The following is a 17,384-nucleotide window of genomic DNA, read 5'->3' as shown; positions in this document are numbered from 1 at the left end:
CTCCAGTAAGCCCAGGCAGCCGGCAACGCGGAAATTTGTCTGGATCGTTCTCTGCTTATGCCTGGCGCTCCGTATAGCGTGATCTCGGTCATGGGGGACCCGGCTTTGTCGCAGATGATCAGGCTCGCGTCGGACGCCCGCGAACTCGATCTGCTGTTACGCGAAACACATGGCGCAAATTCCATTGACCCGCCATGAATTGGCAAGGTGTGCTTCGCGTCTCATAAACCCGTGTTGCTGCGAGCACGTGCACCAGATTAAAAGGCGCGCAGATTTATCGGGACATGCAAAACCGGGGGAGGACTTCGCCGCATTCTGCTGGTCCTTTACCGGCGGCGCACCGATCCTTGGTAGCGGCGAGAATTGGGTTGCCAGCACGCCCCTGTCCGAGACGATCTCCAAGGAACGCAAGCTGCGTGGCTTCAAATTTGTCGGCCTGACGATCACCTTTGCCTGGATGCAGGCGGTCGGTATCGTCAACGATCATGCACTCGGCTGCTTCCGGCGGCCATCATAGCCGTGTGAATAGCCCGGGCCGTAGCTGGGGTGTGGCGGCGGCCACAGGGGAGAATGCCGCCGCCACAATGGCCATGCGCGCAACCGTGATGGCTTTGCACATGGTCATCTGCATCACTTGGTGTTGTTTATGATGTCGCGGTGCATCGGGGCGAGCGCCGCGATCAGCCGGTTCTGGGCGTTGAAGGGAATGTGGCGCTTGTTCATCGCCACCTGCAATTCCTCTACCAGCGCATAGAAGCTGCCTTCGGAAACATTCATGCCGCGGTGGGCCTCGGCCATGGTCCGCCCGTCGTAGGTGCAGGGGCCGTGCATGATCACGCAGAACTGCTTGACCAGCAGATCCTTGATCCGCGCCTGATCGGCGTTGGCAAAGAACGGCCGCGTGCGCGGATTGGCCAGCCAACGGTTCATGGCATCATCCATCAGCGCGGTCAGGCCTTCCTTGCCGCCAAACGTTTCATAGAGATGCTCGTTCTGGGTGATGACCGGCAGGGTCGGATAGTGCGGCTTGACCGCCGGGTCAGCCACGGGCGGTTCGGCAGCAGCAGGTTGGGCGGCCATCAGGCCAGCGGCGAGAAGCATGGTGATCATCGGGAATGTCTCCGGAAGAATAGCAGCGTCAGAAGCCGACTTGCAGCGAAAGATAGGCGGCATGCTGGTTTTTGAGCGCGATATGGCCAAGATCGACGTACGCCGCCGTCAGCGACAGGTTACGGCCCAGGGCATAGGCGCCAAAGATGTCGTAGGCGGCGTCCTCGCGGAAGGAATCCCCGCCCAGCGCGCCTTGCAGGCGGTTTGATTTGGTGCGCACTTCGGCGCCGAAGGCCAGCTTGCGGGTAAGCAGATAAGCCGCCGAGGCTTCGAAGGTCGGCTTGTAGGCCTGGTCCTTGCCGCCAAGCCCGCCGAAGCCGAGAATGCCGTACTGGTTGGCCTTGGTCAGCCGCACGGTGGTGTTGACGAGCAGGTTCTTGTCCAGGAACAGCTTGGTGGCAGCGATGTAGAAATCGGTGCTCGATCGGCGCAGGCCAAGCGCGCCGCCCACCACGGTCTTGTCGTCATTGATCTTGTGCTGCACCCCCACCGAGATTTGCGGCACCAGCGTGTTCTGATCGAGCACCGCATCGCCGATCAGGCGGACCTTGGCGCCGATGATCGTCTGGCTGATGATGAAATCGTTGCCCAGACCGAGCGCCTTGCCGACATCGCGCAAATGAAAATTCTGCCGGCCGAGCGAAATCTCCAACCGGTTCTTGATGTTGGCCGAGGCGCCGAAGGCGACCAGCGCGAAATCCTCGGATTTTACGCCGGTGACGTAGGACTGGATGCCGAACTCGTCGCGCGTGCCATAGCCGCCGATCAGCGCCCAGGGCACCAGGCCGCCGCCGCCGGCCCCCTCGATCGTGGAGACGCCGCCGGTCAGCAGCAGGCGCCCGCCATTGCGAAATGGCACCAGCTCGTGCGACGCGTCGCCAGGCGATTGGGTGTCGCCGCCACCGCTATCGGCAGGTGCGGCGGTCTCGGCATCACCGGGTGCTGTCTCGGCAAACGCGGGGGCGCTGAGCGCGCAGATGGCCGCTCCCGCCAGAGCCGCCATCGCGGCCCGCGGAATATCGTTCAACCTCATGTTGTTCTACTCCACTGAAAATGCAGGATCATCCGTCCCGCGTTGCATCAGATACGGCGTGTGTGTGTTTGTGTTCGGTACGATGGGTGCGCGCGTTCGTGCCCCCCGGTGTGCTGTCGGGTTTGGGGGAAACGCGCACGTTTCCCCCGCCCCGTGATGCCCGCCTGGTGTGCGACCCTCAGGGCAACAGAACGGCGTCAATGACGTGGATCACGCCATTGCTTTGGTTGACGTCGGGAATAGTGACGGTGGCCATGCCGCCCTTGCTGTCGGTGATCATCAGCTTGCGGCCCATGGCGGTCACGGTCAGATCCTCGCCCTGTACGGTCTTGAGCATCGCCTTGCCGTGGCCTTGCATCACCTTCCGGCGCAGCGCCATCGCGCTGAGCTTGCCGGGCACGACATGGTAGGTCAGCACCGCGGTCAGTTGGTTCTTGTTTTCCGGCTTGAGCAACGTGGGCACGGTGTCGGCCGGCAGCTTGGCAAAGGCCGCATCGGTGGGCGCAAACACGGTGAACGGCCCAGGCCCTTGCAGCGTATCGACCAACCCGGCGGCCTTCACAGCCGCGACCAGGGTGGTGTGGTCCTTGGAATTGACCGCGTTCTGGATGATGTTCTTGGTGGGATACATCGGCGCGCCACCGACGGTGACCGGCGCGGCTGCGGCATAGAGAGCGGTCGCGCCGATGGGCAGCGTGCTGGCAGCAATAAGGGTGGTGAGGATCTTGAAAAGCTTCATGATCTTGTTCCTTTTGGGTTTCCGCACAACCACAGGCAATGCGGACGAATGCTGCATTCATTTCGACGGGTGCAGGGATAGTGGATGGCTTCCTGCCCCCGCCGATGCCGCAGCTACGCAAGGGGCCCGGCGCTTGGATGCACGCCCGGTGAAAAATTTTTTCGGGCAGGGCGGATTTTTGCGCTGATGGCGCGCGCAGCGACACTGCGAACCGGATCGCGCCCGTTTCGCTTCTGTCAGACTGGCGGGCGCGCAACCGTCGGTGCGCTCTCGCCTCTGTCATGCGCTCAGATTGTCTCGATAGTGCCGGTGGCGACGACAGGCCCGGTCGGCAGTGGGCCAGGCGCGCCGCCCATCGGCTCGATGCTGATCGCCAGCGTCTGCCCCGGCGCGAGCGCGCGTTGTGGCACGGTTTCGAGTGCCTGGCCGCCCGTTCGCTGCAACACGCCGAGCGAACGCGGCGTGCCCGAAGCATCGATCACCCACGCCTGCGCGTCATGCTGGTCAGGAATGGGCAGCGCGCCGGTGACATGCAGCCGTCCGGGCTTAATCCGTGCCAGCAGCGTGGCATGCGCCGTAGGGACATCGAGCGCAGCCACCAGGACCCCATCGCCGGTTGCATTGTCGACGGTGGCGGGACGAAGCAATACCAGGGCCAGCGCAGCCGCCGCGCCAAGGCCCAGCGCGCCAAACCCGACGGCAGCAGCGCGCCAGCGCGCCACTGCTCGTTGCGACAGGCTTGCCAGAGTGCCGCCGCCCTGCGCGCGAAGGGCCTGCTGCACGCGGCCGGCCAAGGCGGCTGGAGGCTCTACGGCAGGCCCGCGCACGGAAACCGCGGCAAAGTGATCGCGCCACAGTTCCACTTCGCGGGCAAACGCCGGTTCGGCAATCAGCCTGCGCCGGGCGGCGGCCAAGGCATCGCCTTCCAGCACGCCGAGCGCCAGCTCGCCAGCCAGCACCACATCCTCTTCGGACAGCACGGGATCAGTCCTCGGCATGGAGGCACTCCTTCAGCCGGGCAAGACTCCGCCGGATCCAGCTTTTCATCGTGCCCAGCGGCACGGCCATGGTGGTTGCCAGTTGCGCATAGGTCAGCCCGTGGAAAAAGGCCGCGCGGATGGCGCCAGACTGCGGCTCGCCCAACCGCTCGATGCACAGGTGCAGGCGGGCATCGCCTTCCGCTTCGATCAGGGCGGCTTCTGCCAGCGTGGCACAGTCGGCCATCTCGGGGACCATGTCGATCGCGACTGGCGCAGCACGCGGCTGGCGGCGCACGGCGTCGATCGCCCGGTTGCGCGCAATCGTCGCCATCCAGGTGATCGGGCTGGCCCGGCCCGGATCGAACGCGCCGGCACGGCGCCAGATGGTCAGGTAGACATCAACCAATACGTCCTCCGCGATCCCCCGATCAGGGCAGATACGCAGGACCACGCCGAATAGTTTCGCGCTGGTGCGGCGATAGAGTTCCGAGAAGCTCGGCTCGTCGCCTTCCGCCGCAGCCAGCAGAAGGGCGACCAATTCGGAACGCGGCAGAGCATCTGGTGCGGGGGAGGGCGGCATAGGACCGCTGGTCTAGCCGTTGAATGGCAGTGGACGCAACCGTGGCAAACAGGGAGGGGGCGGCGATCGCATTCGCGCGCCAAGTTCCCGCCCGCATTTGCCCGGTGGCCGATCGGATCGCGCCTATTGATCCATTCGCGGCGCCAGAATTTCCACCTCGCGGGTGAACAGGAAATAGCTGTAATCGCGGTGGAACAGCCCGCTGGCCAGCACGCTGCGTTCGTAGCGGCGGAAATTGGCCAGCGCGTCTTCCGGCGCCCAGATCGATACGAGCAGGGCCAGCGGTGGCTGATCTCCCCCGCCAAAATGGGCCGCCATCGCCGCGCCTGGCCCGCTGTCCTGCGGGTCGGAACGCGTCAGCCCACAGATCGCCGTGGCAAAGGCGGGGGCAGCAGCCAGCCCGGCTTCGTGCGCGGCCTGCCATCCTGCTTGGGCTTCGGCCGCGACCACGCCTTCGGCGCAAGTCAGCAGCATCATGATCTTCACCATGTTCGCGGCCGGGGCAGCCGGCGGCGGGACCAGTACGGTTTCGATGGTCAGCAAGGCCTGGTTGGTCGGCAATTCGGCAAAGTGCGCACCGTCCGGCGCAATCACGGTTCGGTTGTATTCGGCCGAAAAGGTTTCCGCCATGGCCTGGGGGCTGGTGAAGTAGAGTTCGGTCACGCTGTCGCGATGGAAAACGCCGACATGATCGGGCCGATCGCCTGACCCATAGGCCCCGTCGAACGCATGGTTCTGGACATAGCGGTGGAGTTGCAAGGGGTTGTCCGTTGCCAGCTTGCCGTGGACCTGCTCGATATAGGCGAGGTATTCGGTATGCGTCATGCCCGGCTTGCGCCGGACGGCGGCAACGATCTTGAGCATCCTACTCTCCCTTGAAGTGGCATTTCGCCGCTTGGCGCCGGGCCCGAACTTGCCATGCCGGCCTCGGGAGTAAAGCCGCTAGCGGCGATAGGTCCGTATTTATTCCATCAATACGAAGATTGGTTCGTGTTTATACACACATTGATGGCATCGATAATGCGCTATGCGTATCTTTCGTTTTTCGCCGCCTGCGATGCTGACTAGGTTTGCCGGCACAATGTCAGGAAAAACGCGGGTGAGCAGGAAGCCGGTCGGGCCGCTCAGGCGCAGCGGGCGCGGCGCGCCGCGTGCGACAGCATAAATGACAGGCGTTTGCAAATGGCGGAACAATGACATGCGCATCGGGGGCAGCCCGAGCACGATAAAAGCCAAAAACAGTCACGGAGAGGGAGGAAAACATGAAGCAGGGCATTCGTTCGGGTGCTTCAGCGCTGGCGATGATGGCCATGGCCGCGATGCCGCAGGTCTCGCATGCCGATGAGGCGGGCCAGCAATCTGGCACTGTCGGGCTCGAGGAAATCGTCGTGACCGCGCAGCGCAAGGCGGAGAGCGCGCAAAAGGCCGCGATCGCGATCAGCGTGGTTACGGCAGAAGCGTTGACAAAGGCGGGCGTTAACAGCGCGGCCACTCTCAATTCCGTGGCGCCTTCGCTGACCGTTGCCCAGGGTGGCGGCGCGACCACCAGCTATTTCGTGCGCGGCGTGGGCAATTTCACGAACAATGCCTACAGCGATCCGGCTGTCGCCTTTAACTATGACGGTGTCTACATCGGCCGCCCGACGTCGACCGGCAGCGCATTTTTCGACCTTGAGCGGATCGAAGTGCTCAAGGGCCCGCAAGGCACGCTGTACGGCCGCAATGCGACTGGCGGCGCGGTCAATGTGCTTCCCGCCAAGCCGGTGATCGGCAAGCTGATGGGCGCGGCCTCGCTGGGCTATGGCAACTTCAATGCCATCGACGGCGATGCCATGATCAACGTGCCGGTGGGCGACAACACGGCGGTCCGGCTGGCGGGCAAGGTCGTTGACAGCAAGGGCTACTATTCCGATGGCACGGGCAATACCAAGTCGCAGGCCCTGCGTGCGCAGATCCTGACGCAGCCCAGCGCGGCAGTGTCGCTCCGGTTGGCGGCGGACTGGGCGCACAACGGCGGCATGGGCGTGGGCGCCACGTATGATGGCCTTCTGAATTTCACGCCGGGTGCACCGGCTTCGGCCAATGCGCCGGCCAATTACACGTATGTTCCTGCAAATCTGGGCGCGTGGTCGGGCCTGCTGTCTCCCAAGGCCAGCGCATTTTTTGCAAACACCGTGATTGGCGGGTCGTTCATCTCTCCTGCCCCGCTCGACAAGCCGTTCATCAACGATACCAACTGGGGCGTTGAAGGCGAAGCCAACCTCGACACCAGCATTGGCAAGGTGACAACACTGCTGGCCTATCGCAAATCGACCCTGGACGACCTGTTCAACGGGGCGCCCAGTTTCCGCGGGGCACGAACCAAGGAAAGCAGCCATCAGTTCAGTGCCGAAGTGCGGCTTGCGGGCAAGCCGATCGGCCCGGTCGAATGGCTGATCGGCGGATTTTTCTATGACGAAAACGTCCAGGGCAACAGCACTTACAACCAGTATCTGGTGAGTTCCATCCAGAGCTACACCATCGGCACCAAGTCCTATGCCGGGTTTGGGCGGCTGGTATTCCATGCCACGGACCATTTCCGCCTGGTTGCCGGTGGACGCTATACGCGTGACGAAAAGCGCATCGATGGCCTGGCCAATACCCTGCTGGACCTGTGCACCAACGCGCCGCCGCCCGCCGGGAATGGCTGCTTTGGCGGCCCATCGGTGCCGACCGGCCTGACGCTGGCAGATATCGCCGCCCAGATCCCTGCGTCGCAATTGCCGGCGGGTTTCCCCACTGCGCCGGGTGATGTGCGTCCGTTTGGCAATGCCGGCAACATCCTGACTTATGCTCCGGTTGCGGTGAACAAGCCGCTCAACAACAACCGCTTCACCTATCGCCTGGCCGCAGAATACGATGTCGGGCCGCAATCCCTGGCCTATCTCAGCTACGAGACCGGCTATCGTTCTGGCGGCTTTGCCCTGGCCACGGGGCGTGAAACCTATGCGCCGGAATTCATCGATGCCTATACCGCCGGCATCAAGAACCGGCTCATGGGCAATCGCCTGCAAATCAACGTCGAGGCGTTCCTGTGGAAGTACCGCAACCAGCAGGTTTCACACTTCGGCTTCGGCAGCGATGGCCTGACGACCTATTTCACCACCAACGTCGGCAAGTCGACGATCAAGGGCGTGGACATCGATTTCCAGTTCAAGGCGACGCCGACCACGCTGCTTTTGGGTGACGTTCAGTATGTCGACAACACACTGGACCAGTTCACCTACAACGTGCCGCGTGGCGGCACCTCGCTGCCGCCGGCGGTAGGGTGCCCCTACGCCCCCGGCACCGAGGGTGGCCTGCCGGTCTACACGATTGACTGCAGCGGCAAGCCGGGGCTCAACTCCCCGCGCTGGTCGCTGAATGGCGGCATTCGCCAGGATGTCCCGCTGGGTGATTACACCCTGCAACTGTCGCTCGATGGCCTCTATCGCTCCAACCGGGTGATCGGCTTTGAATATCTCGCCCAGCACAACTCCGGCGACGATTTCACCGCTGATGCCTCGATCGCGTTCGGCCCACAGGACCAGCGCTGGCAACTGACGGCGTGGGTCCGCAATCTGACCGACAACAACGTCCGCATCCTGACGCAATACAACAACAACGTCGGCGGTGTGATCGCCACGTCCTATGCGCCGCCCCGCACCTATGGCGCGCGCGCATCGGTGAAGTTCTAAAGCTCAAAGCCGGGGAAGGGCGATCCTTTCCCGGCGCCCGGATGGCAAACCACGCTTGGCAGCGCCGGGCATCAAGACTTTCTGAATAGACTGCAGCCTCCCGACAAGGAACGTACTATGCCCAAGCAATTGAAAACCCTTGTCGTCGGTGGCGGCGTTGGCGGCATGGCCACCGCGATTGCCTTTGCCCAGCACGGCATCGTGGTCGATCTGGTGGATATCGATCCGCAGTGGAAGGTGCTGGGCGCTGGCATCACCATCACCGGGCCCACGCTGCGCGCGTTCAAGGCGCTCGACCTGCTGGACGAAGTGAGCACGGCTGCGGCCTTTTCCAAGAAGGTCGGGCTCTATACCCAGGCCGGTGATCTGATTGCCGAGCACGCGATGCCGCCGCTGGCCGCCGACCTTCCGGCCGCCGGTGGCATCTTGCGTCCGGTGCTGCACAACATCATGTCGAGCCGCACCCGCGCAGTGGGCACCGATGTGCGGCTGGGGGTGACGGTGGCATCGTTCACGCAGGATGCCGATGGCGTGGACGTGGTGTTCACCGATGGGTCGAACGGGCGCTATGACCTGGTGGTGGGGGCCGATGGCGCGTTTTCTGCCATGCGCGGGCTGCTGTTTCCCGATGCACCGCGCCCGCAATTCACCGGGCAGGGGTGCTGGCGCGTGCTGGCCGATCGGCCGGCGTGGCTGGACAGTGGCCGCATGTATTACGGCCCAGACCGCAAGGCCGGCGTGACGCCATGCTCGGCCGACAAGATGTACCTGTTCTGCAATACCCCGATGCCCGGCAACCCGCGGGTGGGTGCCGAGGAAGGGATCGCGATGCTGCGCGAGATTCTGGCTGGCTTTGGCGGCGTGATCGCCACTGTGCGCGACGATCTGGGGCCCGACAGCGCGTTCAACTATCGCCCGCTCGAGGCGATGCTGCTGCCGCGCCCCTGGGCCGTGGGCCGGGTCGGCCTGATCGGCGATGCCGCGCACGCGACCACGCCCCATCTTGCATCGGGCGCCGGTCTGGCGGTGGAAGACGGGTTGGTTCTGGCGCACGAAATGCTTGCGGCGGACAGCGTTGCGGCCGGGTGGCACGCTTTTGCAGAGCGCCGCTGGGAACGCAGCCGGCTGGTGGTGCAAACCAGCGTGCGGCTGGGCCAGATGGAGATCGACCGCGCCCCGTCTGCAGAGCAGACGCAGGTGTTTGGGGCCGCTGTTGCCGCGCTGGCGGAGCCGATCTGAACAGGGGAGGTGGTTCGGCAAGGCGCGACGCGTTAGTAGGCTTGGCGCAAAATGATGAAAAACGACCGGGAGATGTTCTATGCGGTTCGAGCGGCTCGATCTTAACCTGCTCGTGGCGCTCGATGCCCTGCTCACCGAACGTAGCGTGACGCTGGCGGCAGAGCGCCTGTGCCTGTCCCAGTCTGCCGCCTCCAGTTCCCTGGCGCGGCTGCGCGACTATTTCGGCGATGAGCTCATGGTGGTGCGTGGCCGCCAGATGACCCTGACCGTGCGTGGCGAGGAACTGCGCGAGCCAGTCCGCGCCGTGCTTGAGCAGATCCGCAACACGATCACGGTCGCTCCTGAATTTAACCCGTTGACCTGCGACCGCCAGATCAAGGTCGTGGGCTCGGACTATGTCACGCAGGTCCTGCTGGCCGACGTGCTGTGCGATCTCGAAACATCGGCGCCCAACATGCGGGTGGACATTCTCCCCCTGCATGATGCCCCGCACGAGGTGATCGAGCGGCAGCAGGCCGATCTCCTCGTCTCGCTCGACTATGCGCTGAGCCCTGATCATCCCAGTTGCCTGCTGTTCGAGGACGATCACGTGATGATTGGCTGGGACGAAAATCCCTTCATGCACAGCGAGATCACGCGCCAGTCCTACTTTGATGTGGGCCACGCCGTCGCCCGCTTCGGGCGCATGCGGGTGCCGGCTTTCGAGGACAGCTTCATGTCGCGGATGAAGCTGGCGCGCCGGGTGGAGGTGGTTGCGCCGACGTTTCTGGTGCTTCCCAAACTGGTGGTCGGCACCAGGCGGGTGGCGACAGTGATGCGCCGGCTGGCCGAGCAGATGGCGCGAAGCGAAGCGATCGTGCTGCGTGAGTTGCCCTTCGTGATGCCGCCCATCCGCGAGATGCTGCAATGGCATGTCGCCAGCGGCAACGACCTGGCATTGAACTGGCTGGTGGAACGCATCCGGGTGATGGCGTCGCGCGATCCTGCCAAGGCGCACCTTGCCGCAAGCAGCGCCGGACGCACCGCGTCGGGCTGATATCGCGAAAATTACAACATGGGGACGGTGTGCGGCGGCGCACGACCTTGGCTGACCTCTTTCGAATCAATTTATAAATTGACACGTTTCATTGATGTAATTAGCGCACCCAAAATGGCAATTCAGCCCGGTGCATCTTAGCAGGAGTCGTGCGTGAGCCTCAAAACCTTGATCCTGACCGATGCTGACGTGGGGGCCGCCTTTGACTGGGCTGCGGCCATTGCGGCGCTGCGTGACGCTTATGGCGTGGATGTAACCGATGCGCAGTTTCCCCCACGCTCGATGGCCCGTGGACAGGGCCTGTGGCTGCGCACGCTGTCTGGGGTGATGCCGGGGCAGAAGTACCTGGGGGCCAAGATGATCGCCGCGTCACCGCGCAATGCCTGCGCCTCTTACCTGATCCCGCTGTTCGACGGCGCGACGATGGCGCTTGAGGCGCTGATGGACGCTGCCTCGATCACCGGTCTGCGGACGGCGGCGACATCGGCGCTGGCCGCGCGCGAGCTACTCGATAAGCCGCAGCCCCGGGTTGCCGTGATCGGATCGGGCTTCGAAGCACGCACCCATCTTGAAGCACTGGCGCACTCCGGCCCGATCGGGGCGGTGGAGGTTTTCAGTCCGCGCGAAAGCAGCCGCGCTGCCTTTTGCGCGGCCCTGGCAGACAAGGGCGTTGCCGTAACAGCGGCCCACAGCGCGCAGGAGGCGGTGCAATCGGCCGACCTGGTGATCTGCGCTGCGCGTTCGCGCGATGAAAGCCCGACCTTGCGCGGCGCCTGGCTGCGTCCGGGGATGACCGTGGTGTCGATCGGATCGACCCTGCCGGAACAGCGCGAACTCGATCCCGAAGCTATCGAACGGGCCGATCTGATCGTGGCCGACATGGTCGAGGAAGTGGCGCACGACACGGGCGACATGATCGCGGCGAGCGCTGCCGGCGTTGCCTTTGCCGACAAGCTCGCCAGCCTGTCGGCCGTCGTGTCGGGCGCCCGCCCCGGGCGCACGTCACCCGATCAGATCATGCTCTACAAGTCGGTCGGCGCGGCGATCCAGGACCTGACCGTTGCCGCCATGTGCGTCGAACGCGCGCGGGCACTGGGCCTTGGCACCGAAATTCCGGCTCCTATTCAACCCGTTAACAAGGGGAAGTGAGATCATGCCCAGCTACACCAAGAGCGAAGCCCGCGCCTGGGCGCGCGAAAAGATGCTTGGCGTTGCCAACGTCACCATCCCGACGATGACCAACGACTTTGCCGGCCTGAATGAAAAGGCCGCGCGCCACGATATCGAGACGACCATTGCGCATGGCTTTGTCGGCACGCTGGCCTGTTCGGAAGTGGCCGTGACCATGGCCGAATACCAGCGCTTTGTCGAAGTGATGGTAGAGCAGTCCGCCGGGCGGATCTTCGTGGTCCACCACGCCGTGTTCAACACGCTGGAGGACAACATTGCGGCGGCAAAGCTGGCCCAGGCCGCGGGGGCAGAGCTGATCCTGCTGGGCTATCCGCCCTATTTCTTCCCCAAGTCGCTCGACGATATCTATGCCTATACCAAGGCGTTCTGTGATGCGACCGACCTGGCGGTCATGCTCTTCCCGATCCCGACCTGGGGTTTTTCGCGCCTGAGCCCGACCGACATGCCGATCGAACTGCTGCGCCGCCTGGTCGACGATTGCCCCAACGTGGTGTCGATCAAGGCCGAGGGTGGGGCGCCGTTCATCATGGGCGCGATCGAGGCGCAGCGCGCGTTCGGCAACGAAGTGGTGATCTCCTATCCGCTTGAGCATGAGTTCGTGCCGCTGGCCCAACTGATCGACGTGCCGTTTTGCGGCACCAACTTCTCGGCCTATTTCGGGCCCTGGCTGCCCAAGGTGTTTCAGCTTATCCGCGAAAAGCGCTTTGACGAGGCGACGGCCGAATTTCACCGTGTCGATCCTGCGCGTCGTGCGTTTGCCGGGGTTCCCCAGGCTGGGAATGGCCTGATCAACCGCATGATGTGGAAGTATGAAGCCTGGTTGCAGGGCTATAACGGTGGCCCGCTGCGCCATCCCACGGCGCGGGTTTACCAGCGCGACATGACCGCACTGCGCCGTGGGCAGGAAGTCGCTGGCCTCAATCCGACTACCGATGCCGACGAGCTGTTCTTCATCGGCCGCAACCCCTGCTGAAAGGCGTAACCATGGAACAACCGACCCCGCTTGCGCTGAACGACCCGTCGCTGCTTCGGCAGGCGATGCTGATCGACGGCGAATGGGTGCAGGCCGACGATGGCGCAACGTTCGATGTGCGCAATCCGGCGACCGACGCGCTCATCGCCCGCGTGCCCAAGGCTGGCGCGCAGGAAACGCGCCGTGCCATCGCGGCCGCTGCATCGGCCCTGCCGGCCTGGCGGGGTCTGCTGGCCAAGGAACGCGGCGCCATCCTGCGTAACCTGTTCGACCTGATGATCGAGAATATCGATGATCTTGCTCTGCTGATTACGTCCGAGCAAGGCAAACCGCTGAGTGAGGGGCGCGGCGAGGTGCTCTATGCCGCCAGCTTTATCGAGTGGTTTTCGGAAGAGGCGAAGCGCGTCAACGGCGCGATCATTCCGCAGAACATGCAGGGCCGCCGTATTCTGGTGCAAAAGGCGCCGGTGGGCGTGTTTGCCGCCATCACGCCGTGGAATTTCCCCGCGGCGATGTTGACGCGTAAGGCCGGGCCAGGCTGGGCCGCAGGCTGCACCGGGGTGATCAAGCCCGCCAGCCAGACCCCGTTGACCACGCTGGCGCTGGCCGTGCTGGCCGAGCGCGCGGGACTGCCCAAGGGTGTGTGCAACGTGGTGACCGGGTCTGCCGGGGCAATCGGGGGCGAGATCACTGCCAACCCCACCGTGCGCAAGCTGTCGTTCACCGGATCGACCGAGATCGGCGCGTTGCTGCTGCAACAATGCGCGCCGACCATCAAGCGCACCAGCATGGAACTGGGCGGGAATGCGCCGTTCATCGTGTTCGACGATGCCGACCTGGACGTGGCGGTCAAGGCGGCGCTGGTCGCCAAGTATCGCAACAGTGGCCAATCGTGCATCGGCGCGAACCGCTTTCTGGTCCAGGCCGGCGTCCACGATGCGTTCGCCCGGCGTCTGGCGGAGGAGACCGCCAAGCTCAAGGTGGCGGAAGGCACCCAGCCGGATGCGGCGATCGGCCCGCTGATCGACGCGGCCGCGCTCGCCAAGGTGGAGGAGCATATCGCCGATGCGGTGGCCAAGGGCGCCAGCGTGGCGGCGGGTGGCCGGCGCCACGCGCTGGGCGGCAATTTCTTCGAGCCGACGGTCCTGGTGAATGTGCCGCACGATGCGCAGATCTTTGGCGAGGAAACCTTTGGCCCGGTAGCGCCGGTGTTCCGCTTTGAAACCGAGGAACAGGCGATTGCCCTCGCCAACGATACCCCGTTCGGTCTTGCCGCCTATGTCTGTGCGCGCGATGCCGGGCGGATCTTCCGCGTGGTCGAAGGGCTGGAATTCGGGATGGTCGGCGTCAACGAAGGCCTGATCTCTACCGAGGTGGCCCCGTTCGGCGGGGTCAAGGCATCGGGGCTCGGGCGCGAGGGCTCCCAGGTCGGTATCGAGGAATACCTCGAAACCAAGTACGTGGCCCTGGGCGGGATTTGACAGCTGCCGCCCGCGCCTTTCCCGCGCCCGTGCTATTGATCGGCACGGGCGCATACCGCATGGGAGAGGCGTGGCGAAAGCAGCGACAGCGATGGGGAGTGCAGGGTGATCAAGGACGATCTGGTCCGTCTCAGGGCCCTTCTCGACCAGACGGTGGAGCGCGGCGAAGATCGCTTGCCGCCCGAGCCGAAGCTTAGCGACGAACTCGGCATCTCGCGCGGGCGGTTGCGTACCTTGCTCAAGCGGTTGGAAAGTGAAGGCGAGATCTGGCGCCATGTTGGCAAGGGCACCTTTGTTGGCCCGCGCAAGCTGATCGACAGCAATCCCGTTGCCGTCTCGTTCAGCGTCGACGATATCCTTCAGGCACGAACCGCGCTCGAGCCGCAACTCGCCGCGCTGGCCGCCATTCACAGCACCCCGGAGGACGTGGCAGAGATGGACGCCTGCCTTGCGGAGATGAAGCTCGCCCCATCCATGCTCCACTGGAAGCGACTGGACGAGCGGTTGCACCGCGCCATCGCGCAGGCGACCCGCAACAATCTGCTGCTCACGCTGTATGACACGCTGCGCACGCAAATGAAGTTCACGCTCGATAGCCGCATCGACCAGGTGTTTGGCGCCGAGCCAGGACCCAAGGCGGATACCGACAGCGAGCACGCCCAAGTGGTCGACGCGATCCGCCGGCACGACCCTGTTGGCGCCGAGACCTTGATGCGCGAGCACCTGTTCCAGCTGCGTGGCAAGCTGTTCGGTTTGCGCTGAGGGGCGATACGCCCCCCAGCGCAACGATCGATGTGTTCAGAGATGGATGCCTGACTTGCCCGGGGCGATGATGCCGTTGGGATCGAGCGCGCGCTTCAGCGTGCGGTTGACGTTCATCCGCACCGGACCCTGCAGGGCTGCGGCCGCGTCCATGAAGGCAATGTTGGTGCGATAGATGCCATAGCCGCGCTTGCCGAACTCGCTCATCAGGCGGGCAAAGCAATCGTGGGCGCGCTTGCGTTCATCGGGCGAAGACCTGTCGAACAGCAGGTCCATCACCGCGATCATGTTGCGCTGCTGCACCATGAAGCCGCCAAGGTAATCGAAGCCGAACTCGGCAAGGATCTGCTTGCCCAGCGTGATGATCGCGGTTGCGTCGGCACCGGTGGCGCGGGCAACCGGCGCGAACCAGGCCGATCCGCCGCCGCCGCGCCAGTTGTAGAGCCCGAATTCGTCGAGATCGAGTTCGCCGGCCATCAGCCGCTTGGCATGCTGCCAGGTGGGCTCGTCGCCCAATTCGCGGTCTGTCAGCAGCATCGCGCCGCTCTTGGCATAGGCCTGCTCTATCAGCGCCCAGTCTGCAGCGACCTGCGCTGCCGAGCCATAGAGCGCGGCCTGCATCACCCAGATGCCGAGATGATGATCCCGCGTGAATTGCGTGATCCATTCGTCGGTGACAGAGCCTTCGCCGGGAAAGACGTCGGCGCGCCGGGCTTTCATCGCGATCATGTAGAGCACGTGACCCACGACTGGTGTGTTGCGGATCACCCCGCGCAAGCTCAGGTCACGGGCAATCTCTACCGCGCGGGGCAGATCGCCGTGGTTGGGGAACGAGACCAGGAACGGCTTGTAAACCTCGGGCCGCGGCATCAGGCCCAGGCCCATCTTGGTAACCACGCCAAAGTTCGATTGGCTGAAAATCCCGTCGAGATAGGGACCATAGCCATAGCGGTTGGTCTGCCAGCTTTTGGCGCCCGCGATCGAGCCCATGCCGGTCCGCAGGATATCACCATTGGCAAGGACGACTTCCATGCCACAGGCGTGGGCGAAATGATCGCCATAGGGGGTATAGCCGATGCCGCGTTCAAGGATCTGGCCCACAGGGCCGACGATCGGGCCGGGGGCGGGCACGTCGATCCAATAGGGCAGGTCTTGCGCCTTGAGATGATCGAGCAGCGCGCGATAGGTCACGCCCGGTTCGACCAAGGCGGTGCCCAGTTCGCCATCGACCTCGATGATGCGGTTAAACCGCCTGAGATCGAGCACAACCGTGCCGCGCATGGCCGGCGCGGCGGTGCCATAGCCGAAGTTCTTGCCGGTGGAGACCGGCCAGACCGGAATCCGGTGGCGGTTGCAGATCGCCAGAATGGCCTGGATTTCGGGAACCGATGCCGGGGCGATCGCTGCCGAGGGCGCATGGTCTGCATCCTCGCCGGGGATCATGATCTTGTTGTAGGGCGCCAGGCGTTCTTCTTCGACGAACACATTGTCCTCGCCGATCGCCTTCCGGAACTCGGCGATGCCGGCCATGAAGCTGCGGCGATCGTGCCCGGGAGGAAGGACCGGCCTGGGGGAAACGACGGTCATCGCGAAATCTCCATTGCGCCTGCCAACAGCGAGCGGCCGGCGAGCGTTGCAGGTGTGGGCAGTTGCGGCGCGAAACCCAACGCCCTGTGCAGGGGAAGTGCAGCCTGGGGCGCCTGGAGGAGATCGGCCGCCCGTTCCAGTTCCAGGTACTGGTGCGCCCCGGAATCACGCAGGGCCACTTGCACCAGCAGGTGCGAGGAACTGGCGAGAAGGCTGAGAAACGCACCGCGCGGCCGCGCCAGCCGATCGGCGATCAGCGTCATCATGGTCTCGGGCTGCGTTGCCACCACGATTTCGGCCGGGCTGCCGGCCTGCTGGGCAAAGGCGCTGGCAAGCGATTGCAGCCAGGCCTGCGCCGCAGGTGCGTCGGTAAGGAGCAACAAGCCTGGCGTGGGCGGGGCGGCCATGGCCAGTGCGCTAGTGCTGGCTGCTGCCATGGCCGCGCCGGTGGTAGCGAGAAAGGCGCGGCGGCCAAGCGGAAGGGTCACTTGCTTTGCTCCAGCATGGCCGAGACGGCGGCAAGTTCTGCATCGCTGATTTCGGTCGGCCGGAATGCCGGCATGGCAAGCCCGCCATGCCGCACCATCAGGCGCACCACGGCGGGATCCAGCCCACGGTGCGTGATGGCCGGGCCAACCCCATGGTCGTGGCAATAGGCGCAGGTGCGCGCGTAGACCTGCACGCCCACCGGATCGCCTGTGCGGACCAGGGCGGAGACGACCGGAACGCCGCGATCAGCGGGCGCGGGAACCTGGCTGTTGCCGGGCGCACCGAACAAGACCAGGCCAGCGGCAGCCCAGGCCGGTGTCCCAATCAGCGCCAGCATGCGCGCCATGGGCAGCCGCCGCCGCGCAGGGCGAAGGCGGGTGCGGGTCTCTTTCATGCTTGGCCTCCCCCATCGGATGGTATTTCGGCCAGCGCTCCGGTGATGCAGGCGCGGCGCGATCTCGTTGTTGC

General features: G+C 64.4%; 18 protein-coding genes. 8 read left to right on the top strand and 10 right to left on the bottom strand.

What is annotated here, in order from left to right; translation table 11 throughout:
- The first annotated feature begins 169 nt into the window (after positions 1-169).
- Positions 170-517, top strand: coding sequence for a DNA-3-methyladenine glycosylase I (locus tag ABIC78_RS02570; RefSeq protein WP_354487651.1), 348 nt, complete (start codon positions 170-172; stop codon positions 515-517).
- Between the two features lie 113 nt (positions 518-630).
- Here ABIC78_RS02570 and ABIC78_RS02565 read toward each other — a convergent pair whose 3' ends face one another.
- From ABIC78_RS02565 to ABIC78_RS02535, 7 genes are all read right to left on the bottom strand, one after another.
- The gene (locus tag ABIC78_RS02565) at positions 631-1,110 is read right to left on the bottom strand and encodes a group I truncated hemoglobin (RefSeq protein WP_054130404.1); all 480 of its coding nucleotides are present in this window, start codon (positions 1,108-1,110) and stop codon (positions 631-633) included.
- A gap of 28 nt (positions 1,111-1,138) precedes the next feature.
- Positions 1,139-2,143: a DUF3034 family protein gene (locus ABIC78_RS02560; RefSeq protein WP_157088954.1), complete on the bottom strand. Its 1,005-nt coding sequence runs from the start codon at positions 2,141-2,143 to the stop codon at positions 1,139-1,141.
- Positions 2,144-2,321: 178 nt separating this feature from the next.
- Positions 2,322-2,882, bottom strand: a complete 561-nt coding sequence (locus ABIC78_RS02555; protein WP_022675877.1) for a fasciclin domain-containing protein — start codon at positions 2,880-2,882, stop codon at positions 2,322-2,324.
- A 287-nt stretch (positions 2,883-3,169) separates the two neighbouring features.
- Positions 3,170-3,880 (bottom strand): anti-sigma factor, encoded by a 711-nt coding sequence (locus ABIC78_RS02550; protein ID WP_354487648.1) that lies wholly within the window; start codon positions 3,878-3,880, stop codon positions 3,170-3,172.
- A complete protein-coding gene (locus ABIC78_RS02545) occupies positions 3,867-4,400 on the bottom strand; it encodes a sigma-70 family RNA polymerase sigma factor (RefSeq protein ID WP_354487646.1) in 534 nt (177 codons plus the stop codon). The genes ABIC78_RS02550 and ABIC78_RS02545 overlap by 14 nt, the downstream gene beginning before the upstream one ends.
- A gap of 165 nt (positions 4,401-4,565) precedes the next feature.
- Positions 4,566-5,306: an EthD domain-containing protein gene (locus tag ABIC78_RS02540; protein WP_354487644.1), complete on the bottom strand. Its 741-nt coding sequence runs from the start codon at positions 5,304-5,306 to the stop codon at positions 4,566-4,568.
- Positions 5,307-5,405: 99 nt separating this feature from the next.
- Positions 5,406-5,666, bottom strand: a complete 261-nt coding sequence (locus ABIC78_RS02535) for a hypothetical protein (protein ID WP_354487642.1) — start codon at positions 5,664-5,666, stop codon at positions 5,406-5,408.
- 38 nt (positions 5,667-5,704) lie between these two features.
- Between ABIC78_RS02535 and ABIC78_RS02530 the strand changes: the two genes are divergently transcribed.
- The 7 genes from ABIC78_RS02530 to ABIC78_RS02500 all read left to right on the top strand — a co-directional run bounded on the left by ABIC78_RS02530 (position 5,705) and on the right by ABIC78_RS02500 (position 14,840).
- Positions 5,705-8,158 carry a TonB-dependent receptor gene (locus ABIC78_RS02530; protein WP_354487640.1) on the top strand — a complete coding sequence of 818 codons (2,454 nt, stop codon included), beginning with the start codon at positions 5,705-5,707 and terminating at the stop codon, positions 8,156-8,158.
- A gap of 117 nt (positions 8,159-8,275) precedes the next feature.
- Positions 8,276-9,397 carry an FAD-dependent monooxygenase gene (locus tag ABIC78_RS02525; protein ID WP_354487638.1) on the top strand — a complete coding sequence of 374 codons (1,122 nt, stop codon included), beginning with the start codon at positions 8,276-8,278 and terminating at the stop codon, positions 9,395-9,397.
- Positions 9,398-9,476: 79 nt separating this feature from the next.
- Positions 9,477-10,433, top strand: coding sequence for a LysR family transcriptional regulator (locus ABIC78_RS02520; RefSeq protein ID WP_354487636.1), 957 nt, complete (start codon positions 9,477-9,479; stop codon positions 10,431-10,433).
- Positions 10,434-10,586: 153 nt separating this feature from the next.
- Entirely contained in the window at positions 10,587-11,582 is a 996-nt protein-coding gene (locus ABIC78_RS02515) for an ornithine cyclodeaminase family protein (protein WP_169049070.1), read from the top strand.
- A gap of 4 nt (positions 11,583-11,586) precedes the next feature.
- Positions 11,587-12,597 (top strand): dihydrodipicolinate synthase family protein, encoded by a 1,011-nt coding sequence (locus ABIC78_RS02510; protein ID WP_354487633.1) that lies wholly within the window; start codon positions 11,587-11,589, stop codon positions 12,595-12,597.
- An 11-nt stretch (positions 12,598-12,608) separates the two neighbouring features.
- Positions 12,609-14,078 carry an NAD-dependent succinate-semialdehyde dehydrogenase gene (locus ABIC78_RS02505; protein ID WP_354487631.1) on the top strand — a complete coding sequence of 490 codons (1,470 nt, stop codon included), beginning with the start codon at positions 12,609-12,611 and terminating at the stop codon, positions 14,076-14,078.
- A 105-nt stretch (positions 14,079-14,183) separates the two neighbouring features.
- The gene (locus ABIC78_RS02500; RefSeq protein ID WP_171795846.1) at positions 14,184-14,840 is read left to right on the top strand and encodes a FadR/GntR family transcriptional regulator; all 657 of its coding nucleotides are present in this window, start codon (positions 14,184-14,186) and stop codon (positions 14,838-14,840) included.
- 36 nt (positions 14,841-14,876) lie between these two features.
- Here ABIC78_RS02500 and ABIC78_RS02495 read toward each other — a convergent pair whose 3' ends face one another.
- The 3 genes from ABIC78_RS02495 to ABIC78_RS02485 are packed head-to-tail and all read right to left on the bottom strand — an operon-like array spanning position 14,877 to position 17,310.
- Entirely contained in the window at positions 14,877-16,427 is a 1,551-nt protein-coding gene (locus ABIC78_RS02495) for an FAD-binding oxidoreductase (RefSeq protein WP_354487628.1), read from the bottom strand.
- Positions 16,424-16,915, bottom strand: a complete 492-nt coding sequence (locus ABIC78_RS02490; RefSeq protein ID WP_309805227.1) for a hypothetical protein — start codon at positions 16,913-16,915, stop codon at positions 16,424-16,426. Before ABIC78_RS02490 ends, ABIC78_RS02495 begins: the two co-directional genes overlap by 4 nt.
- Positions 16,912-17,310, bottom strand: a complete 399-nt coding sequence (locus ABIC78_RS02485; protein WP_354487626.1) for a c-type cytochrome — start codon at positions 17,308-17,310, stop codon at positions 16,912-16,914. Before ABIC78_RS02485 ends, ABIC78_RS02490 begins: the two co-directional genes overlap by 4 nt.
- Positions 17,311-17,384 lie beyond the last annotated feature (74 nt).

Origin of the sequence: Novosphingobium sp. 1529, from assembly GCF_040544855.1 — a bacterium.
GTDB lineage: Bacteria > Pseudomonadota > Alphaproteobacteria > Sphingomonadales > Sphingomonadaceae > Novosphingobium > Novosphingobium capsulatum.
The sequence above is the reverse complement of the archived record's forward strand: the minus strand, read 5'-3'. Positions and strand labels throughout refer to the sequence as shown.